Source organism: Alteromonas sp. RKMC-009 (assembly GCF_003584565.2).
Lineage (GTDB): Bacteria > Pseudomonadota > Gammaproteobacteria > Enterobacterales > Alteromonadaceae > Alteromonas.
In genome coordinates, this window is record NZ_CP031010.1 from 29,637 (window position 1) to 54,501 (window position 24,865).

Below are 24,865 nucleotides of genomic sequence, written 5' to 3' on the forward strand. Positions count from 1 at the left end.
GGCGTACAGTACGCACATCAACGTTAAACACACGAGAGAATCGAAATGAAAACAACCACTCTGGCTACTGTTATCCTCGCAGCCCTCATTGCTGCTCCTGCCGCTCAAGCATATGAAAAAGGCGACTGGGTTGTACGTGGCGGTCTAACAACGGTTGCACCTGACGACGAAACATCCACCATTATTGCCGGTGGTGCAGATTTAGGCGTAGATTTGTCGGTTGATAACGATACGCAACTGGGTCTGAATGTTGCGTATTTTATAACCGACAACATCAATATCGAATTACTCGCTGCGACACCATTTACCCATGACGTCAGTTTTGGTGTGTCTGACCCACTGGGCACAGGTGATAAGCTGGGAGAGGTGACACACTTGCCCCCTACATTAACCGTTAATTACTACTTCAATGATCCCGCGGCAGTGTTTCAGCCTTATATCGGTGCGGGTCTGAACTATACATTCATTTTTGACGAGGAATTTACTTCAGCTAACGGGGATGCAGGACTGACAGATTTAGAACTGGATAACTCCTTTGGTGTTTCTGCACAAATCGGTGCGGATTACATGCTGAATAACGACTGGCACATTAATGCGTCAGTACGGTGGATTGATATTGATACCGAAGCCACCTTCAATGTGGGTGAAGCACAGGGAAGCGTGAATGATATTCAAATTGATCCCTGGGTTTACACTATCTCTGTAGGTTACACATTCTGATCATCTGACATTTAGTTTCCATGCGTTTTTCGCACTTGCCTTTTGCCCTCCTTATCCGGAGGGCTTTTTTATTGTTCCGTATTAATCATATGTTCTGCGAGTTGATCCAGCGCTTCCAGTAACTTCTCTGCAAGAGTAATGTCGTGAACCGATTGCAACATCGCCTTTCGCATGCAATACATCCATTGACGCTTCAGTACCGGTGTCACAGCAAAGCCAAGGTGTCTGGCACGCAAGCGGGGATGACCAAATTGCTTTTCAAACTCATTGGGACCACCAAGCCACATGGTTAGATAAAGAAAAAAGACATGTCTTATTCTGTCCATTGGTTGCGGATGTATTGCAAGTAACTCTTCAGCCATAGGATCTTGTTCCATGATGTCATAGAATCGGTTGGCAATAAGTTTTACCGTTTCTTCTCCCCCGATTGCTTCATAGGGTGTGGAGGGGGTTGTGTCTGAAGACGTTTTCTTTGATTTGTTTAATAAGCTAAAGAGACCCATGAAAAAATTCGCTGTATTTGGAAACCCGATTTCTCAGAGTTTATCACCTGCAATTCATCATATGTTTGCTGATTTAACCGGGGAGACCATTCAATATGAAAAGATTGAAGCGCCCATTGAAGGTTTCGAAGATACAGTTACGAATTTCTTTGCTGATGAGCGGGCTGTGGGATGCAATGTTACAGTCCCGTTCAAGGAAAGGGCGTTCAAATTAAGTGAAGCAAATTGTAATGAAGAGGCGGCAACCGCAAAAGCCGTTAATACCCTGCATAAAGTAGACGGCTGCCTGAATGGTTATACGACTGACGGCATGGGACTGGTTGCGGACTTACTCAGTACAACAGGCAGTTTAAGCGGAAAGCGTATTTTACTTATTGGTGCCGGTGGCGCTACCCGCGGTGTAGCAGGGCCATTACTGAGAGAAAATCCGGAATCATTATTTATTGCCAACCGTACTTTTGCTAAAGCACAGGCGATTGTGTCAGATATAGCAAACCCTAAGTTTGAAGCGATAATGGCTGACGATCTCGTCAGCGTTGAAGCTGATATTATTATTAATTGCACGTCAGCGAGTTTGACGGGCGATCTGCCGGTCGTGTCTGAAAATATGTTCGGTAAGTGCGAGTTGGCTTACGACATGGTTTACAGTAGTCAGCCAACACGCTTTATGCAGTATGCTGCTGAGAAAGGGGCTGCAGCAACCAGAGACGGATTTGGTATGCTGGTGGAACAGGCAGCTGCAGCATTCACCATCTGGACGGGTAAAACACCGGAGACTGCCGGTGTTATTCAGAAACTTCGTCCTTAAGCGGTAGTTCAGATTCAGCCTTGTGCAAGGTATTCATCTTTCAGCCGGACGTAGTTGTCTGCCGATATCTTAAGAAAGGCCTGTTCACTCTCTTTGAGCGGGCGCTTTTTCACCATTGGATTGCCTACATATAAGTAGCCACTCTCAAGGCACTTGTTTGGCGGGACTAATGTACCTGCTCCGATAAACACATCATCTTCTACAACAGCACCATCCATTACAATGGCACCCATACCAACAAGAATACGGTTGCCCAGTGTGCATCCGTGAAGCATGCATTTATGTCCTATCGTTACATCATCACCAATAATAAGTGGGTTACCGTCAGGATTACCGGCAGATTTCCTGGTGACGTGAAGCACTGAACCATCCTGAACGTTCGTTCGGTCGCCTATCTTTATATAATTAACATCGCCTCTGGCTGCAACCAGTGGCCATATACTTGAATCTGATCCTATAGCGATATCTCCGACAAGCACGCTTGAATCATCGATATAACAGTTATCAGCAATAGAAGGGGAAACAGAATTGTACTTTCTGACAGGCATAGTAAAGCTCTCATAATCAATAATAACGGTACTATACCCGTGTGATCGCTCGCTTTATAGGCGTGGAAGTATAAGAAATAAGCGTTCGGATGAATTGTTTCAGTTTTTTGAAAATAACCGTTGACGTGCGAACTGAACTCCCTATAATGCGCACCACTTCGACGGGGAACGTCACTGACAGACACCGCGAAGTGCTTATAGAATAAGGCTTACAGCTGAATTCAATAAGCAGTTTTCAGAAGCAGCTCTTCGAAATTAAATTTCAAAAAGATGTTGACACTGAAAACGAAACGCGTAAAATGCGCGTCCCGCTTCAGGGAGAAACGCTGAAGCAGCTAGCCGAGGTTAGCAATTGTTCTTTAAAAATTTATAACAAGACAATCTGTGTGGGCACTCGTTAAGAGTGTCAACCGACGATTCATAAAAGTTTTTCGATATATTTAATTGAAGAGTTTGATCATGGCTCAGATTGAACGCTGGCGGCAGGCCTAACACATGCAAGTCGAACGGTAACAGAAATTAGCTTGCTAATTTGCTGACGAGTGGCGGACGGGTGAGTAATGCTTGGGAACTTGCCTTTGGGAGGGGGATAACAGTTGGAAACGACTGCTAATACCGCATAACGTCTACGGACCAAAGGGGGCTTAGGCTCCTACCTGAAGAGAGGCCCAAGTGAGATTAGCTAGTTGGTGAGGTAAAGGCTCACCAAGGCGACGATCTCTAGCTGTTCTGAGAGGAAGATCAGCCACACTGGGACTGAGACACGGCCCAGACTCCTACGGGAGGCAGCAGTGGGGAATATTGCACAATGGGGGAAACCCTGATGCAGCCATGCCGCGTGTGTGAAGAAGGCCTTCGGGTTGTAAAGCACTTTCAGTTGTGAGGAAAGGTTGGTAGTTAATACCTGCCAGCTGTGACGTTAACAACAGAAGAAGCACCGGCTAACTCCGTGCCAGCAGCCGCGGTAATACGGAGGGTGCGAGCGTTAATCGGAATTACTGGGCGTAAAGCGGACGCAGGCGGTTTGTTAAGCTAGATGTGAAAGCCCCGGGCTCAACCTGGGATGGTCATTTAGAACTGGCAGACTAGAGTCTTGGAGAGGGGAGTGGAATTCCAGGTGTAGCGGTGAAATGCGTAGATATCTGGAGGAACATCAGTGGCGAAGGCGACTCCCTGGCCAAAGACTGACGCTCATGTCCGAAAGTGTGGGTAGCGAACAGGATTAGATACCCTGGTAGTCCACACCGTAAACGCTGTCTACTAGCTGTGTGTGAATTTAATTCGTGCGTAGCGAAGCTAACGCGCTAAGTAGACCGCCTGGGGAGTACGGCCGCAAGGTTAAAACTCAAATGAATTGACGGGGGCCCGCACAAGCGGTGGAGCATGTGGTTTAATTCGAAGCAACGCGAAGAACCTTACCTACACTTGACATGCAGAGAATTTTCCAGAGATGGATTAGTGCCTTCGGGAACTCTGACACAGGTGCTGCATGGCTGTCGTCAGCTCGTGTCGTGAGATGTTGGGTTAAGTCCCGCAACGAGCGCAACCCTTGTCCTTAGTTGCCAGCATTTGGTTGGGCACTCTAAGGAGACTGCCGGTGACAAACCGGAGGAAGGTGGGGACGACGTCAAGTCATCATGGCCCTTACGTGTAGGGCTACACACGTGCTACAATGGCAAGTACAGAGGGAAGCAAGACAGTGATGTGGAGCGGACCCCTTAAAGCTTGTCGTAGTCCGGATTGGAGTCTGCAACTCGACTCCATGAAGTCGGAATCGCTAGTAATCGCAGGTCAGCATACTGCGGTGAATACGTTCCCGGGCCTTGTACACACCGCCCGTCACACCATGGGAGTGGGATGCAAAAGAAGTAGTTAGTCTAACCTTCGGGAGGACGATTACCACTTTGTGTTTCATGACTGGGGTGAAGTCGTAACAAGGTAACCCTAGGGGAACCTGGGGTTGGATCACCTCCTTACCTTAAAAATCGTCTATTGCCTTTTAGCGCAGTGTTCACACAGATTGTTTTGTTATGTATCTCATTGAGATGCAGAGCAAACTCTTGTTCTTTAACAATTTGGAAAGCTGATATTAGTAATCAATCAAATTGAGTAACTGAGAATATCGAAAGATGTTCTTTCAAAAGCTACTCTATCTGACAACGGCGCAGCGTGAGCTGCAATGTAATTGATTAGACAGTCATGCATACAACAGTGCTTAGATGCACACCTGACTCCGGATAAAAAGGCGGAGGACAGGCAGCTGAAACCCATTCTTTCAACGTGTCGCACGTTTTGGGCGGAAGTGAATGGTTGTGAACACTTATTCCTTACTCATGTGAATAAGCAGAAACAACGACTTAAGGTTTACCTTAAGGAAGCTATTTAGGGTTGTATGGTTAAGTGACTAAGCGTATACGGTGGATGCCTTGGCAGTAAGAGGCGATGAAGGACGTGTAAGTCTGCGAAAAGCGGTGGCGAGCTGACAAAACGCATTTGAGCCATCGATGTCCGAATGGGGAAACCCACCCGCTTGCGGGTATCGTTAACTGAATACATAGGTTAACGAGGCAAACCCGGGGAACTGAAACATCTAAGTACCCGGAGGAAAAGAAATCAACCGAGATTCCCTTAGTAGCGGCGAGCGAAAGGGGACCAGCCGATGTTAGTTGTCATAGTGGAATATTCTGGAAAGTTTAACGGAACAGGGTGATAGTCCCGTACACGAAGTGACAGTTAGCACATATTAAGTAGGTCGGGACACGTGTTATCCTGACTGAAGATGGGGGGACCATCCTCCAAGGCTAAATACTCCTTACTGACCGATAGTGAACCAGTACCGTGAGGGAAAGGCGAAAAGAACCCCTGTGAGGGGAGTGAAACAGAACCTGAAACCGTATACGTACAAGCAGTGGGAGCCCTTCGGGGTGACTGCGTACCTTTTGTATAATGGGTCAGCGACTTATATTTGGTAGCAAGGTTAACCGTTTAGGGGAGCCGTAGCGAAAGCGAGTGTTAACTGCGCGTTGAGTTGCCAGGTATAGACCCGAAACCCGGTGATCTAGCCATGGGCAGGTTGAAGGTTGAGTAACATCAACTGGAGGACCGAACCCACGCCTGTTGAAAAAGGCGGGGATGACTTGTGGCTGGGGGTGAAAGGCCAATCAAACCGGGAGATAGCTGGTTCTCCCCGAAATCTATTTAGGTAGAGCCTCGGACGAATTCCTTTGGGGGTAGAGCACTGTTAAGGCTAGGGGGTCATCCCGACTTACCAACCCTTTGCAAACTCCGAATACCAAAGAGAACTATCCGGGAGACACACGGCGGGTGCTAACGTCCGTCGTGAAGAGGGAAACAACCCAGACCGCCAGCTAAGGTCCCAAAATATTGCTAAGTGGGAAACGATGTGGGAAGGCTAAGACAGCTAGGAGGTTGGCTTAGAAGCAGCCACCCTTTAAAGAAAGCGTAATAGCTCACTAGTCGAGTCGGCCTGCGCGGAAGATGTAACGGGGCTAAGCAATATACCGAAGCTGCGGCAAAGTACTTGTACTTTGGGTAGGGGAGCGTTCTGTAAGCCGCTGAAGGTGAACTGTGAAGTTTGCTGGAGGTATCAGAAGTGCGAATGCTGACATGAGTAACGATAATGGGGGTGAAAAACCCCCACGCCGGAAGACCAAGGTTTCCTGTCCCATGCTAATCAGGGCAGGGTAAGTCGGCCCCTAAGGCGAGGCAGAAATGCGTAGTCGATGGGAAACGGGTTAATATTCCCGTACTTATATAATCAGTGACGGAGGGACGGAGAAGGCTAGACAATCCTGGCGTTGGTTGCCCAGGTGAAAGTGTGTAGGAAGTAAGATTAGGTAAATCCGGTTTTATAATTCTGAGACACGAGACGAGCTCCCAAGGGAGTGAAGTTGTTGATGCCCTGCTTCCAGGAAAAGCTTCTAAACTTATGATTATGTGAACCGTACCCCAAACCGACACAGGTGGTCAGGTAGAGAATACTAAGGCGCTTGAGAGAACTCGGGTGAAGGAACTCGGCAAAATTGTACCGTAACTTCGGGAGAAGGTACGCCCCTGCGTGTGATGAGACTTGCTCTTTGAGCACACGGGGGCCGCAGTGACCAGGTGGCTGGGACTGTTTATTAAAAACACAGCACTCTGCTAAATCGTAAGATGACGTATAGGGTGTGACACCTGCCCGGTGCCGGAAGGTTAATTGATGGGGTTAGCGTAAGCGAAGCTCTTGATCGAAGCCCCGGTAAACGGCGGCCGTAACTATAACGGTCCTAAGGTAGCGAAATTCCTTGTCGGGTAAGTTCCGACCTGCACGAATGGTGTAACCATGGCCACGCTGTCTCCACCCGAGACTCAGTGAAATTGAAATCGCAGTGAAGATGCTGTGTACCCGCACCTAGACGGAAAGACCCCGTGAACCTTTACTACAGCTTGGCACTGAACATTGAACCTACTTGTGTAGGATAGGTGGGAGGCTTTGAAGTATGGACGCCAGTTCATACGGAGCCGTCCTTGAAATACCACCCTGGTATGTTTGATGTTCTAACGTTGTTCCCTTATCGGGAATGCGGACAGTGTCTGGTGGGTAGTTTGACTGGGGCGGTCTCCTCCCAAATAGTAACGGAGGAGCACGAAGGTTAGCTAATCACGGTCGGACATCGTGAGGTTAGTGCAATGGCATAAGCTAGCTTAACTGCGAGACAGACACGTCGAGCAGGTACGAAAGTAGGTCATAGTGATCCGGTGGTTCTGTATGGAAGGGCCATCGCTCAACGGATAAAAGGTACTCCGGGGATAACAGGCTGATACCGCCCAAGAGTTCATATCGACGGCGGTGTTTGGCACCTCGATGTCGGCTCATCACATCCTGGGGCTGAAGTCGGTCCCAAGGGTATGGCTGTTCGCCATTTAAAGTGGTACGCGAGCTGGGTTTAGAACGTCGTGAGACAGTTCGGTCCCTATCTGGTGTGGGCGTTGGATGATTGAGGGGAGCTGCTCCTAGTACGAGAGGACCGGAGTGGACGAACCGCTGGTGTTCGGGTTGTTTTGCCAAAGGCATTGCCCGGTAGCTACGTTCGGAATCGATAACCGCTGAAAGCATCTAAGCGGGAAGCGAGCCCCGAGATGAGTCATCCCTGAGGTTTAACCTCTCTGAAGGGTTGTTGAAGACTACAACGTTGATAGGCAGGATGTGGAAGTGTTGCAAGGCATTAAGCTAACCTGTACTAATTGCCCGTGAGGCTTAACCATACAACGCCTAAGTAGCTTTTACTTAGAAGTTGTGAGTTAAAGACTGACTAATTAATGAGTTAGAGTAGCGTTACTCTGATTGATGAAGATATCAAGCTTTCCAGAATTGTTATCTTAGTGATGTGTAAACATCATTAAGACAAAAGTTTATGCCTGACGGCAATAGCGACGTGGTACCACCTGAATCCATTCCGAACTCAGAAGTGAAACGCGTTAGCGGCGATGGTAGTGTGGGGTCTCCCCATGTGAGAGTAGCACACCGTCAGGCTCCCAATTACGAAGAAGCCCGCTCAATCTGAGCGGGCTTTTTTCGTATATAAGTGAAAGCATTGCTTTTTTGAACTTTGAGCTCACTGAGTTTAAGGATCAAAAAAGGAAAGTTTATTAACCATCTAAACAATGGTTAGTATTTCAGGGTCTTGTCTTGTTATATAAAACTGACAAGAAACCGATTTGAAATTAAGTTCAAAAAAGGTGTTGACTCTGAAATTCAAAAGCGTATTATACGCATCCCGCTTCGGAGCAAACCTTTGAAGCAGCTAAGAAAATTCTTAGCATTGTTCTTTAAAAATTTATAACAAGACAATCTGTGTGGGCACTCGTTAAGAGTGTCAACCGACGATTCATAAAAGTTTTTCGATATATTTAATTGAAGAGTTTGATCATGGCTCAGATTGAACGCTGGCGGCAGGCCTAACACATGCAAGTCGAACGGTAACAGAAATTAGCTTGCTAATTTGCTGACGAGTGGCGGACGGGTGAGTAATGCTTGGGAACTTGCCTTTGGGAGGGGGATAACAGTTGGAAACGACTGCTAATACCGCATAACGTCTACGGACCAAAGGGGGCTTAGGCTCCTACCTGAAGAGAGGCCCAAGTGAGATTAGCTAGTTGGTGAGGTAAAGGCTCACCAAGGCGACGATCTCTAGCTGTTCTGAGAGGAAGATCAGCCACACTGGGACTGAGACACGGCCCAGACTCCTACGGGAGGCAGCAGTGGGGAATATTGCACAATGGGGGAAACCCTGATGCAGCCATGCCGCGTGTGTGAAGAAGGCCTTCGGGTTGTAAAGCACTTTCAGTTGTGAGGAAAGGTTGGTAGTTAATACCTGCCAGCTGTGACGTTAACAACAGAAGAAGCACCGGCTAACTCCGTGCCAGCAGCCGCGGTAATACGGAGGGTGCGAGCGTTAATCGGAATTACTGGGCGTAAAGCGGACGCAGGCGGTTTGTTAAGCTAGATGTGAAAGCCCCGGGCTCAACCTGGGATGGTCATTTAGAACTGGCAGACTAGAGTCTTGGAGAGGGGAGTGGAATTCCAGGTGTAGCGGTGAAATGCGTAGATATCTGGAGGAACATCAGTGGCGAAGGCGACTCCCTGGCCAAAGACTGACGCTCATGTCCGAAAGTGTGGGTAGCGAACAGGATTAGATACCCTGGTAGTCCACACCGTAAACGCTGTCTACTAGCTGTGTGTGAATTTAATTCGTGCGTAGCGAAGCTAACGCGCTAAGTAGACCGCCTGGGGAGTACGGCCGCAAGGTTAAAACTCAAATGAATTGACGGGGGCCCGCACAAGCGGTGGAGCATGTGGTTTAATTCGAAGCAACGCGAAGAACCTTACCTACACTTGACATGCAGAGAATTTTCCAGAGATGGATTAGTGCCTTCGGGAACTCTGACACAGGTGCTGCATGGCTGTCGTCAGCTCGTGTCGTGAGATGTTGGGTTAAGTCCCGCAACGAGCGCAACCCTTGTCCTTAGTTGCCAGCATTTGGTTGGGCACTCTAAGGAGACTGCCGGTGACAAACCGGAGGAAGGTGGGGACGACGTCAAGTCATCATGGCCCTTACGTGTAGGGCTACACACGTGCTACAATGGCAAGTACAGAGGGAAGCAAGACAGTGATGTGGAGCGGACCCCTTAAAGCTTGTCGTAGTCCGGATTGGAGTCTGCAACTCGACTCCATGAAGTCGGAATCGCTAGTAATCGCAGGTCAGCATACTGCGGTGAATACGTTCCCGGGCCTTGTACACACCGCCCGTCACACCATGGGAGTGGGATGCAAAAGAAGTAGTTAGTCTAACCTTCGGGAGGACGATTACCACTTTGTGTTTCATGACTGGGGTGAAGTCGTAACAAGGTAACCCTAGGGGAACCTGGGGTTGGATCACCTCCTTACCTTAAAAATCGTCTATTGCCTTTTAGCGCAGTGTTCACACAGATTGTTTTGTTATTAATGAAGAACGACCAAGTCTTATGGGGCTATAGCTCAGCTGGGAGAGCGCCTGATTTGCATTCAGGAGGTCAGCAGTTCGATCCTGCTTAGCTCCACCAATAGGCTTGTAGCTCAGCTGGTTAGAGCGCACCCCTGATAAGGGTGAGGTCGGCAGTTCAAGTCTGCCCAAGCCTACCAAATCTTTCTCATGCGGCGTCAGATAAAACCTCATGTGCCGGGGCACACGACGGTTTCATCTTCCTTGCCTGAAAAAGATTGGATGTATTAAGAATCACTTGGTCAGAAAGATACAAATCCTAATGAATTTTTACTCGGTTGAGTAAGTATTGATTAGGGTTTTTTACTCTAAACCTGTTCTTTAACAATTTGGAAAGCTGATATTAGTAATCAATCAAATTGAGTAACTGAGAATATCGAAAGATGTTCTTTCAAAAGCTACTCTATCTGACAACGGCGCAGCGTGAGCTGCAATGTAATTGATTAGACAGTCATGCATACAACAGTGCTTAGATGCACACCTGACTCCGGATAAAAAGGCGGAGGACAGGCAGCTGAAACCCATTCTTTCAACGTGTCGCACGTTTTGGGCGGAAGTGAATGGTTGTGAACACTTATTCCTTACTCATGTGAATAAGCAGAAACAACGACTTAAGGTTTACCTTAAGGAAGCTATTTAGGGTTGTATGGTTAAGTGACTAAGCGTATACGGTGGATGCCTTGGCAGTAAGAGGCGATGAAGGACGTGTAAGTCTGCGAAAAGCGGTGGCGAGCTGACAAAACGCATTTGAGCCATCGATGTCCGAATGGGGAAACCCACCCGCTTGCGGGTATCGTTAACTGAATACATAGGTTAACGAGGCAAACTCGGGGAACTGAAACATCTAAGTACCCGGAGGAAAAGAAATCAACCGAGATTCCCTTAGTAGCGGCGAGCGAAAGGGGACCAGCCGATGTTAGTTGTCATAGTGGAATATTCTGGAAAGTTTAACGGAACAGGGTGATAGTCCCGTACACGAAGTGACAGTTAGCACATATTAAGTAGGTCGGGACACGTGTTATCCTGACTGAAGATGGGGGGACCATCCTCCAAGGCTAAATACTCCTTACTGACCGATAGTGAACCAGTACCGTGAGGGAAAGGCGAAAAGAACCCCTGTGAGGGGAGTGAAACAGAACCTGAAACCGTATACGTACAAGCAGTGGGAGCCCTTCGGGGTGACTGCGTACCTTTTGTATAATGGGTCAGCGACTTATATTTGGTAGCAAGGTTAACCGTTTAGGGGAGCCGTAGCGAAAGCGAGTGTTAACTGCGCGTTGAGTTGCCAGGTATAGACCCGAAACCCGGTGATCTAGCCATGGGCAGGTTGAAGGTTGAGTAACATCAACTGGAGGACCGAACCCACGCCTGTTGAAAAAGGCGGGGATGACTTGTGGCTGGGGGTGAAAGGCCAATCAAACCGGGAGATAGCTGGTTCTCCCCGAAATCTATTTAGGTAGAGCCTCGGACGAATTCCTTTGGGGGTAGAGCACTGTTAAGGCTAGGGGGTCATCCCGACTTACCAACCCTTTGCAAACTCCGAATACCAAAGAGAACTATCCGGGAGACACACGGCGGGTGCTAACGTCCGTCGTGAAGAGGGAAACAACCCAGACCGCCAGCTAAGGTCCCAAAATATTGCTAAGTGGGAAACGATGTGGGAAGGCTAAGACAGCTAGGAGGTTGGCTTAGAAGCAGCCACCCTTTAAAGAAAGCGTAATAGCTCACTAGTCGAGTCGGCCTGCGCGGAAGATGTAACGGGGCTAAGCAATATACCGAAGCTGCGGCAAAGTACTTGTACTTTGGGTAGGGGAGCGTTCTGTAAGCCGCTGAAGGTGAACTGTGAAGTTTGCTGGAGGTATCAGAAGTGCGAATGCTGACATGAGTAACGATAATGGGGGTGAAAAACCCCCACGCCGGAAGACCAAGGTTTCCTGTCCCATGCTAATCAGGGCAGGGTAAGTCGGCCCCTAAGGCGAGGCAGAAATGCGTAGTCGATGGGAAACGGGTTAATATTCCCGTACTTATATAATCAGTGACGGAGGGACGGAGAAGGCTAGACAATCCTGGCGTTGGTTGCCCAGGTGAAAGTGTGTAGGAAGTAAGATTAGGTAAATCCGGTTTTATAATTCTGAGACACGAGACGAGCTCCCAAGGGAGTGAAGTTGTTGATGCCCTGCTTCCAGGAAAAGCTTCTAAACTTATGATTATGTGAACCGTACCCCAAACCGACACAGGTGGTCAGGTAGAGAATACTAAGGCGCTTGAGAGAACTCGGGTGAAGGAACTCGGCAAAATTGTACCGTAACTTCGGGAGAAGGTACGCCCCTGCGTGTGATGAGACTTGCTCTTTGAGCACACGGGGGCCGCAGTGACCAGGTGGCTGGGACTGTTTATTAAAAACACAGCACTCTGCTAAATCGTAAGATGACGTATAGGGTGTGACACCTGCCCGGTGCCGGAAGGTTAATTGATGGGGTTAGCGTAAGCGAAGCTCTTGATCGAAGCCCCGGTAAACGGCGGCCGTAACTATAACGGTCCTAAGGTAGCGAAATTCCTTGTCGGGTAAGTTCCGACCTGCACGAATGGTGTAACCATGGCCACGCTGTCTCCACCCGAGACTCAGTGAAATTGAAATCGCAGTGAAGATGCTGTGTACCCGCACCTAGACGGAAAGACCCCGTGAACCTTTACTACAGCTTGGCACTGAACATTGAACCTACTTGTGTAGGATAGGTGGGAGGCTTTGAAGTATGGACGCCAGTTCATACGGAGCCGTCCTTGAAATACCACCCTGGTATGTTTGATGTTCTAACGTTGTTCCCTTATCGGGAATGCGGACAGTGTCTGGTGGGTAGTTTGACTGGGGCGGTCTCCTCCCAAATAGTAACGGAGGAGCACGAAGGTTAGCTAATCACGGTCGGACATCGTGAGGTTAGTGCAATGGCATAAGCTAGCTTAACTGCGAGACAGACACGTCGAGCAGGTACGAAAGTAGGTCATAGTGATCCGGTGGTTCTGTATGGAAGGGCCATCGCTCAACGGATAAAAGGTACTCCGGGGATAACAGGCTGATACCGCCCAAGAGTTCATATCGACGGCGGTGTTTGGCACCTCGATGTCGGCTCATCACATCCTGGGGCTGAAGTCGGTCCCAAGGGTATGGCTGTTCGCCATTTAAAGTGGTACGCGAGCTGGGTTTAGAACGTCGTGAGACAGTTCGGTCCCTATCTGGTGTGGGCGTTGGATGATTGAGGGGAGCTGCTCCTAGTACGAGAGGACCGGAGTGGACGAACCGCTGGTGTTCGGGTTGTTTTGCCAAAGGCATTGCCCGGTAGCTACGTTCGGAATCGATAACCGCTGAAAGCATCTAAGCGGGAAGCGAGCCCCGAGATGAGTCATCCCTGAGGTTTAACCTCTCTGAAGGGTTGTTGAAGACTACAACGTTGATAGGCAGGATGTGGAAGTGTTGCAAGGCATTAAGCTAACCTGTACTAATTGCCCGTGAGGCTTAACCATACAACGCCTAAGTAGCTTTTACTTAGAAGTTGTGAGTTAAAGACTGACTAATTAATGAGTTAGAGTAGCGTTACTCTGATTGATGAAGATATCAAGCTTTCCAGAATTGTTATCTTAGTGATGTGTAAACATCATTAAGACAAAAGTTTATGCCTGACGGCAATAGCGACGTGGTACCACCTGAATCCATTCCGAACTCAGAAGTGAAACGCGTTAGCGGCGATGGTAGTGTGGGGTCTCCCCATGTGAGAGTAGCACACCGTCAGGCTCCCAATTACGAAGAAGCCCGCTCAATCTGAGCGGGCTTTTTTCGTTTCTGAATCATGTATCTGCTTACGTCATACAAAACTCTTCAATTCTTAATGCTCACTCACTTCTGACATAAGTTGACTGGATATCTTTGATCAGGTTTTCGGGATCATGAATACCATACTTCAATTTCAACTCATCAATACGTGACTCGTTGCCGGTCAGAAAGTCATTAATCTGTTTGATAAGACCATGTTGCTTTATGCTCGCAAGCTTAAAACCAACGATATTGTGAGGCAGAACTGGTGACAAAGTGAATTCGCCAATCGTGGGATTTGCTTCAGACAGATAGCTGGTAACGAAGTAATCGACTTCTGCCACATCGGTTTTACCCTGCTCAACCAGTTGCAGCGCTGACAGGCTGTCCTCAGTCTCTACAAAATCAATGTCACCGTTTTTCTCTTTACCCTTCCAGTCAAGAGGTGTGAAGCCGAATGGTAAACTCACTTTTGAAACTTCATTGATTTCCATGTTCACATTGGTGCGTTTAATAATCGCACCGCTTAAGGTTTTCACCACGTCCACAGAGTAGTGCTTTTCAGTGGATTCAGTGATACCCGGATGAAAGATTGGGTTGTCCGGATATATTAAATCAACCGTCCCTTTAGCCAACTCTATCTGCAGGCGTGGAACAGGCATTGTCTGATAAATGAATGTATGACCGGACTCAGTGGCATAAAGCTCGAGAACTGCCCAGATGAAACCTCTGTCCTGATCTGAGGTGAAATTATAATGAGGGTAATAGTCAAAGTTTTGCAGCCCTACAATGTAGGTTTCTGCCTTTGCCGGCTGGCTTGGGTTAATAAAACATGACAAGAGCAAAGCAACTGATGAAAGGCGCTTTAGCGGCTGTTTATTATTTTTAAATAACACTGTTTATGCCGGTGCTTACTCTGTAAAAGAGTGTTCGAAAATTGACCTTAGTTTATGGATTCAATGCATAATTGCAAGTGCCGGTTTACAAACCGGCAACAATATTTATGTAATTAAAAATGGTATGAATAGGACACGTTAAGGAAGTCCAGGCCGGGATTATCGCTGTTCAGGCCACCATTTGAATAGTGCATGTACCTCAGAGCGAGTTGATTGACTTCTTGTTCATCTAAACTAAGGAGTAGTCCGAGACGATCTTCAAACTGATAATGTGAGCCAATGTTCTTACCGGCAAAATGACGGTCATTAACCAGACTTGCCCCGATACCTGCTTCAAGATACAACGGATACTTGTCGTATACCGTGGAAATTTGCTTTACCAAAACCGGAGAAAGCGCCAGTGCCAGATTGGTGTCGTGATCATTATAACGGCCGTATTCCCAAACATTAAAGCTTGCCTCCCAATATAGCTTGATGTCTCCAAACCAGTCGGTATACAAAGATGTGGTAACGGGACGGTAAGCAACTCTGACACCTTTAATGTCATCAAAGCCATGAAGATAATCGATCGCTACAGACTGGCCTGCCATTGAAGAGAATGTGATGCCGGATAACAACGCGGCAAATAAACTATTTCTGAAAAATGAAAACATGTGTTCCTCCTGAGTCTTGCAACATGTTTGTGTAAACACGTCTGCAAAATGCTCACCAATTAAAAAATGCGCTAATTTACAGGGAGATAAATGGAGGTTCCATAACAAACATTCAAGAATGTTTGTAAGTTGGTGTAAAGCTAAGTAAATCTTTCATAGTAGAAAACAGTATAAAAGGTTTAGTGGAAGTTCCTTGCTCCTGAATTCAATGTATCCAGCCAGCTACTTCTGTCAGTCAGCTTTCCTGCAATAATGTGAATAACCCCTTCGGGTGAACGTTCAAGAATGCCATCAACTTGCAGGATCTGTGATTTGAGATATGCCTGATGCTGATGTCTGGCGGTAGCTTGCCAGACAACCACATTCATATTACCGGTATGATCTTCAAGGGTAAAAAAAGTCGCACCGGATGCCGTGCCGGGGGCTTGTCTGCATGTAACGCAGCCGAGTACGTGTACAACAGATTTATTGGGTTTGTTTATTAGCTCCCGCGCCAGTGTCAGTTGTCTGACAGAATAGTCTCGCAGGATAAGATCAACCGGATGCTGCTTTAACGATAATGTTGTTGAGGCATAATCTTCCAGTAATGCATCTTTGTCATCAGGTGCAAAATTGAAGGGCAGTTGCTCATTCTGATCAGTGAATAAAGGTAGTGTGCTGTGCTTATCCATCATTTGCCATCTTGCACGGTAACGATTACCGGATATGCTGAAAAACGCATCCGCACTGGCCAGAGAAGACAAATCAGATTCTGTTAAACCGGACATCTTAAGTTCAGTTAAACTCCGGTAACCCTCTTCTGGTCTCTTTAATTCAAGCAGTACAGCGCCACTTTCTGATAATCCTTTCACCAGTCGCAGTCCAAGCCGGATTTGCTTAATCTCTCCCTTCAACTCTATCTTGTGATCAAAGTCCGACGCATTTACACAGACAGGTAACACAGTGATCTCATGATGTCTGGCATCCTGAACCAGTTGTGAAGCCGAATAAAAGCCCATAGGCAAACTGTTGAGCAGGGCAACATAAAACTCAGCCGGAAAATAGCATTTCAACCAGCAGGATACGTAGGCCAGTACAGCGAAAGAGGCTGAATGCGATTCGGGAAACCCGTAACCCCCGAAACCTTTTATTTGTTCAAAAAGCTGTTCCGCAAAAGCCGGTTCGTAGTTCCGTTCCGTCATGCCTTTAATCAGCCTGTCACGGAATTCGTAAATCCGGCCATCTTTTTTCCAGCTCGCCATAGCACGGCGAAGCTGATCGGCTTCCCCGCCCGAAAAGCCGGCAGCGACCATCGCCAGTTGAATAACCTGTTCCTGAAAAATAGGCACGCCCATGGTTCTGGATAGTACCTGTCTGACTTCCTCTGACGGATAAGATACGGCTTCTTTGCCATGACGACGCAGTAAGTAAGGATGCACCATATCTCCCTGTATCGGCCCCGGCCTGACAATAGCTATCTGCACCACTAAATCATAGTAACAACGTGGCCTGAGCCTAGGCAGCATGGTCATTTGCGCTCGGGATTCAATCTGGAATGTGCCCACTGTATCGGCTTTACAAATCATATCGTAGACTTGCTGATCATCGCCCAGCGCGGTGATAAACGGTATCGATACCGGCACCGGAAACTGACGGTTTAGCAGGGCGAAGGTTTTCCGGATGGCGGTTAACATGCCTAAAGCAAGAACATCGACTTTCAGTAACCCTAAGGTTTCTAAATCATCTTTATCCCATTGAATAACAGTGCGGTCTGCCATCGCAGCATTTTCAACAGGTACCAGTTCATATAACGGACCGGCTGAAATGACAAACCCTCCCACATGCTGAGACAGATGCCTCGGGAAACCCGTAATTTGTTCAGTTAAGCTGATTAACTGACTTACCTTAAGGTTTTGCGGATTTAAACCGCAGGATTCGATTTGAGTCTGCCAGGGCACGGCTCTGTCGCGCCGGTTTATATTTTTAATCACATAATCCAGTTGGGATTCGGGAAAACCCAGCGCCTTACCTGTTTCGCGAAATGCGCTTTTAAACCTGAAGCTGATTACTGTCGCTGCCAGCGCTGTGCGTTCACGGCCGTATTTGCTGTAAATATACTGAATGACTTCTTCCCGCCGGCTGTGTTCAAAATCCACATCAATATCCGGTGGCTCATTTCTTTCTTTAGAAATGAAGCGCTCAAATAACACATTAATCTGTCTGGGATCGACAGCGGTGATTTCAAGGCAATAGCACACAACCGAGTTAGCTGCTGAGCCACGACCCTGATACAAAATATCGTTCGCGGCAGCAAACTGAACAATGTCGTAAATGGTCAGAAAGAAATATTCGTATTGCTGTTCCTCTATCAGTGTCAGCTCTTTTTCTATGATGGCCCGCACAGAGTCAGATATCCCTTCCGGAAATCGCCTTGTAATGCCTTCTTCGACGCATTTCCTCAGCCAGCTTGTTGCGTTATAACCAGCCGGAACCAGTTCCGCAGGATATTGATATTTGAGTTCGTCAGGACTGAATACACATTGCGATGCAATTCTGGATGCGGTTGCAAGCCAGGCTGCCGGATACAGCTTTTGTAATTTACTTAGCGGACGGAGTGCTCTTTCTGCATTAGAGACAGCATGATGGCCCAGTTTGTCTACCGTGGTATTTTCCTTCATAGCATGCATGACATGTTGTAACGCAAGCCGCTCGCTGTGATGAAAAAGGGCGTGGGTACACGCTGTTACCGGCAATGAAAAACTATCATGAAGTGCCTCATACTGAGCGAAACGAAGATGATCTCTGCCATCAAGGTGACGGACAGCGCCGATGTATGTTCTTTCAGGATGAAAGCGTTTGAACCATTCTCCCCAGCGGACATTTTCTTCATCATTATGGTGAGGAAGCCAGATGATAATACAGTGCCGGACAGATTTGATGTCCCACTCTGCCAGCGCATATTCTCCTTTGGGACTGCGACGTCTGGCGTTGGTGATGATACGGCACAGTTCGCTCCATGCTTTTTTATCCGGGCAGAGCAGCACAAATTGTAAAGATTCGCCGAAATTAAACAGGCTTCCGCAGATCAGCTTTACCGGTAAGTGGTGGCGCGATATCTCGCTGTGCGCCCGAACAATACCAGCCACAGAACATTCATCAGTAATAGCAATAGCCTGATAGCTCAGGAATGCTGCTGTGGTTACCAGTTCTTCCGGTGAAGACGCACCGTAAAGAAAACTGAAGTTACTTTGAGTAACGAGTTCTGCATATTGCATTCAGGCATACCAGCCACTGATATACCATCCACCCTGTTCCCTGAATATCTGCATGCGCTGACCGTGTTGATTCAGCGCGATGAAGTAATCTCTTTGTTCCGGTGCATTGTCCCACCAACCGCTTTCTATTCTCACCGGGCCGAACTCAATTTTAGGCGTTCCTGTCAGGCGTTGTGGCTGAGATAAAATAAAGGCAGGAATATGTTGTGCAGCCTGTTCACTGCAAGCGTGAGAGCGGGAGGCTTTTGCCATCGTAAACCGGTGGTCCTCCGGCCAGCCGGCGTCGGAAACCGCCTGATTACCCAACCGGGCGGTAAGTTTACTCAGTAATTGCTGGCGGGCGAAGAAATGCTTCCTGGCATTAAAAAAGTCAGCTTCTTTACCGGCATATTCATTGATTTCACCGGCACATAACGTGAATTGAATAACCGGCTCTGCCAGTTCTGTCGTTTCCAGTTTGAGGGCGATCAGGTTCGCCCATTCATCAAAGCTGAAGCGAAGATCTGATTTCCTGATATCCAGCGTCACAGGGTCTGCTTCTCTGTAACAGAGGGTTAGGATAAGCCACTGCGTGCCGGCATTCCGGAGTCGCAGAAAAATACCTAAATCCTTCAAAATTTTACCGAGGTACGCATTCAGTTTGTCTGTGCCGGTTACTTCAAAAGGCAGAATAACCGTTTGTTCGAATGTCGCGGGAGGATGATAAAACGGTCCGGCGCGATAACTGTCTCCTTTCAGTGAGAACAGGTATTTGAGTAAATCGCTGTTAAAGCGCTTACCAATTTCAGTGGCTGGTAATTCAAACAGGGCTCCCAGGTGTTTTATGCCCGCTCTGTATAACGCATGACTCTCTTTCTGACTGAGCAGTAATGAAGAAACGGGAAGTTCATTCAGGGCCCGGCGAATTGATGCATTCTCCAGCAGCAGAATATTTGTTTGTTGCCTTGCAAGTACGCGGGCCGCGTCCGGGCTCCATGCTGAAGCATAGTGACACCGTATGTTACGTGAGAGGATCACTGCTTTTACGGCCTCCCATATTTGTTCGTAGCTGCCGTAATAGCGCACCAGGTTATCGATACGTATTGCCAGTCCATCCGGCGGGCTTACTGAGATCTCTGCAACACACTCATAAAGTTGAGAGGCCAGATTTTTCAGTAATGACAATTCCATGGATTCATCGTAGTCGATGAGCTCCAGGTTTTCACATAAGGCCGCGGCCTGAGCCAGTCCCATATCCTGCTCAATGCCTGCTGCACGGGCAGCCCGGTTTAACTGTATAAGGGCATTGCGTTTCTGGTGGTAAACCGCAACAGGTAAATTGTTGTCAGTGGCTCCAGCATGCAGAGCGTTATCCAGCGTCAGCCGGTAACAGTATACATACAGCCAGCGCTGATCAGCCATGACGGGCACCATCCTGCTCCGGCAGACGGTTAAAGCGGGACATTGCTGATGCGATAGCACTGTTATCCGGCGTGTATTTAAAGCGCTCTTTAACTCCCCGGACTGGCCAGCCTTTCAATTGCTTATTGATATTCACTTCAAAACCTTCAGTTGCCGGCATAAAAAGCAAATCTAAGGCGATGGGAAGCGGGTGTTGTATATTCTCAGGATGTTCGAAAAGTACCACCATACATTCATGCTGAGCCGCCGCCACCTGAAGCCGCCGTGCCTGTCCGGGGAGAATCGATTTTGTCCAGCAGCATACCAGTGAGCAGGCATCAGATTTGATGGCTTCTTCCGTTGCCCAGCCACTTAAATCAACAGGTGTGGTGACAAGTTTGCAGTCAGAAGGATTGAAGCCGGTCCGGTTCAGCCAGGGGGCGGTAAGCATACCGGGCGCATTAATAAATACCGCCAGCGTTTCAGCTTGTAATGAATTGAATACAGATTTAAGAAATGACAATTCACCGCAACCCGGCAGACACACGATGCGGATTACCCCGGATGCAGGGAAGCCTCCAGACAATGCTGAATCAAAATGAGTGAATCCCGTCGGAAGCAGACGGCTTTGTTTCATCTGAGCCTGACTGCCACGCCAGACTCCGGGGTGCATTTCAACCAGAGAAAGCGAATTTGCCATAATAATTTACCTGTATATCTATACAGCATTATAGGCAGAAAAAAACAGTGATCAAGACACCTGTTTATCTTTCAACAGAGTGATTGTTTTCTAAAGAAATGTTATACAGAGGCGGAAGAAGAGGCGCGGGGAGCCAGTAACCCTGATGTCATAAGATCACAGGCTTTAATAAAGCCATCGGCGGTATTTTTAACCCAACTGATACGTACATCATTGGGTTGTTCCTGCATAAAGCTTTTGATGTCTTCCATAGAAAGTTCGGTATCACGCAAAGCGATATTAAGCCCTTCTTCAATTGAATGTCCCTTCTCACAATTATCAAAAATAATCTTTGCAGATGAGGACACAATCAAGATTAAAACATCATACTTTTTACCACTGATAAGGCCTTTGCTACTGGCGGATTCAACCCGTTCGATAAAGATTTGCTGCAGAGATTTGGCCGTAGTACTCAAAGTGACAAAAGCACTATTGGCTTTACTGGCATTTTGCTTTGCCAGATGCTTATTTGAATTGACTAATTTCTGTAAGCTTTGCACTTTAAGCACAAAAAATATCAGGATTAAAACTAATACTGCAATAATGCTAAAAGCCAGCAAAGCAACAACTCCGGTCAGTTAAGGAAATTCAGTCTTTCTTCGGCGTGTAAATCGGGCTTGGGAACGCGGTTACTTTTTCAGAAAGTTGCGTGATTTTTGCCGTGCCCTGTTTTTTTACTGCATCAATGCGTAACACATTGTGCATAGGTACATACGTCCTTTCGACATCTGAAAACTCTGTTTTCAGTTTCTCATGGCTGGGATCAACCACGAGACTGGTGTGAGTATCCCAGACAAAATCACCAATTTCTACAAAGCCGAACATATTGTCCTGACTTAATTCCCTCACATATAACTCATAGCGTTCGCCGTTACTGACAAACTGGATGCGGTACAAAGGGTCGTTACTACTCATGAAATTGAAAACCTAAGATGCACATTCGGGAGCATGATTTTACGGTTTTCTGTTAAACCTGCAACGGGGTTAGCAGAGCTTCTGTGGCAATGACCATCTCTTCACGGTTTTCAGCAAGGATGCCGTTTACGGCAAAACCCTGAACATAACTGGTAAGCTGCAGGGCTGCAGACTCAATATTGATGTCCGGTTTTATTTCCCCTGACAATTTGGCTTTCTCCAGACAACCGATAAAATCGAGTTGCAGACGGTCCAGATAGTGTCTTCCCATTTCTCTTATTGTGGGATCCTGCTTCCCCAGTTCGCAGACACAGTTAATCAGTAAACAGCCTCTGCCGTAGACCAGGGGGATATATCGCAAAAAGAAAGTATTGATGGCGGTGATGCCGTGGTGGTTTTCCAGTTCACTGACTACAGGCATCAGCTGAGTTTTTTGATAATGCTCTAAAACTTTGTACAGGAACTGTTGTTTAGAACCAAATTCCAGATAAAAACCGCGCCGGTTAAAGGAGGTGCGGGCGATAATTTCATCCATGATGGCGCCGTGGAAACTATATTCAAGGAATATGTCCACAGCTTGTCCGAGTATCTCGTCTATATCGTATTGTGCGCTTCTTGGCATAGCGGTCGCATTAGTGTGTACTTCTATTGAGCGTAGCGTAAACCATGGAAGTATCAAGGGATAGGGTTAATCGCCTTGCTTAAATCATCTTCCGGGTTAACATGCCCGTGGTTTATGCAATTTTGAAGATGATTATGATAAGAAAATTAATCCTGAGCGGGCTGTTTGCTGCGTCTGCTGTTACGGGTGTTGCGGCGCAGGATGATGCCGTCAGCAGCCATTTTAATCCTGACACGAACAGAATCAAATCTCACCTGTTCTTCCTTGCTGATGATTTGCTGGAAGGCCGTGATACCGGTTCCCGCGGTCACGATATTGCTGCGTTATATATTGCCACCGAATTTGCCAAATATGGTCTCAAACCAGCTGGTACGGATGGTTTTATGCAACCTGTACCTTTCCGCAAGGCGAGTCTGGTGCAGGAATCTCCCGAATTTACTTATCAGACGGAAGGCGGGACATTGTCTTTTGCTTACCCTAAAGATTATTTGACCGGTCCTGATTTAATGGCCACCGACTCTGCTCTGAGCGGTGAGATGGTCTTCGCCGGTTATGGCATCATTGCTGATGAACTGAATCACGATGACTACGCCGGTCTGGATGTGGAAGGCAAAATTGTAGTGGTACTCTCCGGTAAGCCGGCTTCTTTCCCCAGTGAAGAAGGGGCGCACTTCGCGTCGGGTTATCAGAAACAGTCTTATGCTGCACAGCATGGTGCTATTGGTATGATAACGGTTTCTACGCCAGTGGCTGAAAAAGTACGCCCGTATCAGAATATGCTCAGCTACATTCATACTCCCCGTATGGCATGGCTGGATGAAAACGGCGTACCGGCGAACACGTTCGCACAGTTGAAAGGCAGTGCTTATCTTAGCGAACCGGCCGCACAGCAATTATTTGCCAATGCTCCTGTTTCTTTAAATGATATTTATGCGGAACTGGAAGAAGACAAATCGCCGGCAGGTTTTGTGATTCCGGGGACGATTTCTCTGAGTAAAAAGAGTCTGCATTCTCAAATTTCCAGCCCGAATGTGGTGGGTATGATTGAAGGCAGCGATCCAACCCTTAAAAATGAGTATGTGGTTTTTTCTGCCCACTCCGATCATATCGGCTTTGCCAAAACAGTTAAGAAAGACAACATCAATAACGGTGCCATGGACAATGCCTCAGGTACTGCCGTAATGCTCGAAACCGCAAGGCTGTTCAGTGAATTACCTGAGAAACCAGCCCGTTCTATTTTGTTTGTTTCCGTAACCGGCGAAGAAAAAGGGCTGCTGGGCGCTGATTATTTTGCCCGTAATCCAACGGTGCCGGTAACATCCATGGTGGCTGACGTGAATCTGGATATGCCAATCCTGACCTATCCCTTTGCCGATGTCATTGCATTTGGTGCCAGTCACAGCGACATGAAAGCGTCAGTAGAAGAGGCGGCAGGCAATGCCGGCATTACTCTGAGCCCGGACCCCTGGCCAGAGCAGGCATTGTTTACCCGCTCTGATCACTATGCTTTTGTAAAGCAGGGTGTGCCTTCGGTGTTTATGGTGCCCGGCCTGACATCGAAAGATCCCGATATAGATGGCAGTAAAAAATTCGGTGAGTTTCTGGCAACCCATTATCACAAGCCCAGTGACGATATTAACCAGCCATTTAACTGGGATGCTGCAAAAACTTTCACCCGTGTGAACGCTGAAATCGGACTGACACTGGCTACTCAGGCTAACCGTCCTGAGTGGAATGACGGAGACTTCTTCGGCAATACATTCAGTAAGCAGTAGCTTCAGAGTTTGTAAGCTTAACGAAAAAGAGCGCGGTATCGCGCTCTTTGTATTTCCGGTGCAGACAAATCAGATAAAGACCTGTCTGAACATCTGCCATTGTTCGTTGAACTGCTCAGTAGGCTTGCGGGTAAAACCACTGCGGATGAACTGGTTTATCCGGCCGTCGACATAACAAATCATCATATTGGCTACTACACCTTCGTCTGCAGCCAGCGTTTTACCTTCCCGTAACTTGCGTTCACGCAAAATTTGCTTCAGTTGGGTTTCCAGCCTTTCGAATAACTTGGCAATCCGTGCACGCAAGCGGTCCTGTTCACCCATCAGGGCATCGCCGTTTAAGATGCGGGTTATACCCGGATTCTTCTCTGCAAAGCCCAGTAACAAGTGCAAAATGAGCTGGCACCGTGCTGCTGAGTCCTTTTCCTCGTTCAGAATTTTATTGATACGGGAGAATAACGTTTCTTCAATAAATTCGATGAGCCCTTCGAACATCCGGGCTTTACTTGGGAAGTGACGATAAAGTGCCGCTTCTGATACACCCACCTTTTCAGCGAGTTTCGCGGTTGTGATGCGCTGGCCCTGGTGCGTTTCCAGCATGCCGGCCAGTGCTTGAAGTATCTGGGCCCGACGGTTTGTTTTCTTTACAGCAGGCATAAGGCGAGTGTTTCCTCTGCTTCAGGATCAGTTCTCAATCCCGGTTCCA

General features: G+C 47.6%; 14 protein-coding genes, 2 tRNA genes and 6 rRNA genes. 11 read left to right on the forward strand and 11 right to left on the reverse strand.

Features of this window, described 5'->3' with window-relative positions:
* The first annotated feature begins 45 nt into the window (after positions 1–45).
* Complete coding sequence (locus DS731_RS00140) at positions 46–720, forward strand: OmpW/AlkL family protein (RefSeq protein WP_119499446.1); 675 nt, start codon at positions 46–48, stop codon at positions 718–720.
* Positions 721–788: 68 nt separating this feature from the next.
* Here the strand turns inward: DS731_RS00140 and DS731_RS00145 are convergent, their stop codons facing one another.
* Complete coding sequence (locus tag DS731_RS00145; RefSeq protein ID WP_119499447.1) at positions 789–1,223, reverse strand: group II truncated hemoglobin; 435 nt, start codon at positions 1,221–1,223, stop codon at positions 789–791.
* Here DS731_RS00145 and aroE point away from each other — a divergent pair.
* Positions 1,222–2,031, forward strand: a complete 810-nt coding sequence (gene aroE, locus DS731_RS00150; RefSeq protein WP_119499448.1) for a shikimate dehydrogenase — start codon at positions 1,222–1,224, stop codon at positions 2,029–2,031. The two genes, DS731_RS00145 and aroE, sit on opposite strands and share 2 nt — an antisense overlap.
* Positions 2,032–2,045: 14 nt before the next feature.
* Here the strand turns inward: aroE and DS731_RS00155 are convergent, their stop codons facing one another.
* Positions 2,046–2,579 (reverse strand): gamma carbonic anhydrase family protein, encoded by a 534-nt coding sequence (locus tag DS731_RS00155; RefSeq protein WP_119499449.1) that lies wholly within the window; start codon positions 2,577–2,579, stop codon positions 2,046–2,048.
* Positions 2,580–3,020: 441 nt separating this feature from the next.
* On the opposite strand from DS731_RS00155, the gene DS731_RS00160 reads away from it, so the two are divergent.
* The 8 genes from DS731_RS00160 (at position 3,021) to rrf (DS731_RS00195) (ending at position 13,907) form a co-directional block, all read left to right on the forward strand.
* Positions 3,021–4,555, forward strand: a 16S ribosomal RNA gene (locus DS731_RS00160).
* 418 nt (positions 4,556–4,973) lie between these two features.
* Positions 4,974–7,844: ribosomal RNA gene (locus tag DS731_RS00165) — 23S ribosomal RNA — on the forward strand.
* Positions 7,845–7,996: 152 nt separating this feature from the next.
* Positions 7,997–8,112, forward strand: a 5S ribosomal RNA gene (gene rrf, locus DS731_RS00170).
* A 378-nt stretch (positions 8,113–8,490) separates the two neighbouring features.
* Positions 8,491–10,025 (forward strand): 16S ribosomal RNA (locus DS731_RS00175).
* 80 nt (positions 10,026–10,105) lie between these two features.
* Positions 10,106–10,181, forward strand: a tRNA-Ala gene (locus tag DS731_RS00180).
* Positions 10,182–10,183: 2 nt separating this feature from the next.
* Positions 10,184–10,260, forward strand: a tRNA-Ile gene (locus DS731_RS00185).
* 508 nt (positions 10,261–10,768) lie between these two features.
* Positions 10,769–13,639, forward strand: a 23S ribosomal RNA gene (locus tag DS731_RS00190).
* A 152-nt stretch (positions 13,640–13,791) separates the two neighbouring features.
* Positions 13,792–13,907 (forward strand): 5S ribosomal RNA (rrf, locus tag DS731_RS00195).
* The 16S, 23S and 5S rRNA genes sit together here with 2 tRNA genes alongside, the layout of an rRNA operon.
* 98 nt (positions 13,908–14,005) lie before the next feature.
* Here rrf (DS731_RS00195) and DS731_RS00200 read toward each other — a convergent pair.
* From DS731_RS00200 to DS731_RS00235, 8 genes are all read right to left on the reverse strand, one after another.
* On the reverse strand, positions 14,006–14,764 hold the full coding sequence (locus tag DS731_RS00200) for a transporter substrate-binding domain-containing protein (RefSeq protein ID WP_150154197.1): 759 nt from the start codon (positions 14,762–14,764) through the stop codon (positions 14,006–14,008).
* A gap of 170 nt (positions 14,765–14,934) precedes the next feature.
* On the reverse strand, positions 14,935–15,474 hold the full coding sequence (locus tag DS731_RS00205) for an acyloxyacyl hydrolase (RefSeq protein ID WP_119499451.1): 540 nt from the start codon (positions 15,472–15,474) through the stop codon (positions 14,935–14,937).
* Positions 15,475–15,653: 179 nt separating this feature from the next.
* On the reverse strand, positions 15,654–18,728 hold the full coding sequence (locus DS731_RS00210; protein WP_119499452.1) for an error-prone DNA polymerase: 3,075 nt from the start codon (positions 18,726–18,728) through the stop codon (positions 15,654–15,656).
* Positions 18,729–20,129 (reverse strand): Y-family DNA polymerase, encoded by a 1,401-nt coding sequence (locus DS731_RS00215; protein ID WP_161599054.1) that lies wholly within the window; start codon positions 20,127–20,129, stop codon positions 18,729–18,731.
* Complete coding sequence (locus tag DS731_RS00220; protein ID WP_119499454.1) at positions 20,122–20,808, reverse strand: hypothetical protein; 687 nt, start codon at positions 20,806–20,808, stop codon at positions 20,122–20,124. Before DS731_RS00220 ends, DS731_RS00215 begins: the two co-directional genes overlap by 8 nt.
* A 101-nt stretch (positions 20,809–20,909) precedes the next feature.
* Positions 20,910–21,407, reverse strand: coding sequence for a hypothetical protein (locus DS731_RS00225; RefSeq protein ID WP_119499455.1), 498 nt, complete (start codon positions 21,405–21,407; stop codon positions 20,910–20,912).
* Positions 21,408–21,435: 28 nt separating this feature from the next.
* Positions 21,436–21,762, reverse strand: coding sequence for a DUF1820 family protein (locus tag DS731_RS00230; protein ID WP_119499456.1), 327 nt, complete (start codon positions 21,760–21,762; stop codon positions 21,436–21,438).
* Between the two features lie 52 nt (positions 21,763–21,814).
* Positions 21,815–22,384, reverse strand: coding sequence for a TetR/AcrR family transcriptional regulator (locus DS731_RS00235; RefSeq protein WP_119499457.1), 570 nt, complete (start codon positions 22,382–22,384; stop codon positions 21,815–21,817).
* Positions 22,385–22,518: 134 nt separating this feature from the next.
* On the opposite strand from DS731_RS00235, the gene DS731_RS00240 reads away from it, so the two are divergent.
* Positions 22,519–24,159 carry a M28 family metallopeptidase gene (locus DS731_RS00240; RefSeq protein WP_119503230.1) on the forward strand — a complete coding sequence of 547 codons (1,641 nt, stop codon included), beginning with the start codon at positions 22,519–22,521 and terminating at the stop codon, positions 24,157–24,159.
* A gap of 69 nt (positions 24,160–24,228) precedes the next feature.
* Here DS731_RS00240 and slmA read toward each other — a convergent pair whose 3' ends face one another.
* Complete coding sequence (gene slmA / locus DS731_RS00245) at positions 24,229–24,816, reverse strand: nucleoid occlusion factor SlmA (RefSeq protein ID WP_119499458.1); 588 nt, start codon at positions 24,814–24,816, stop codon at positions 24,229–24,231.
* Between the last annotated feature and the right edge of the window lie 49 nt (positions 24,817–24,865).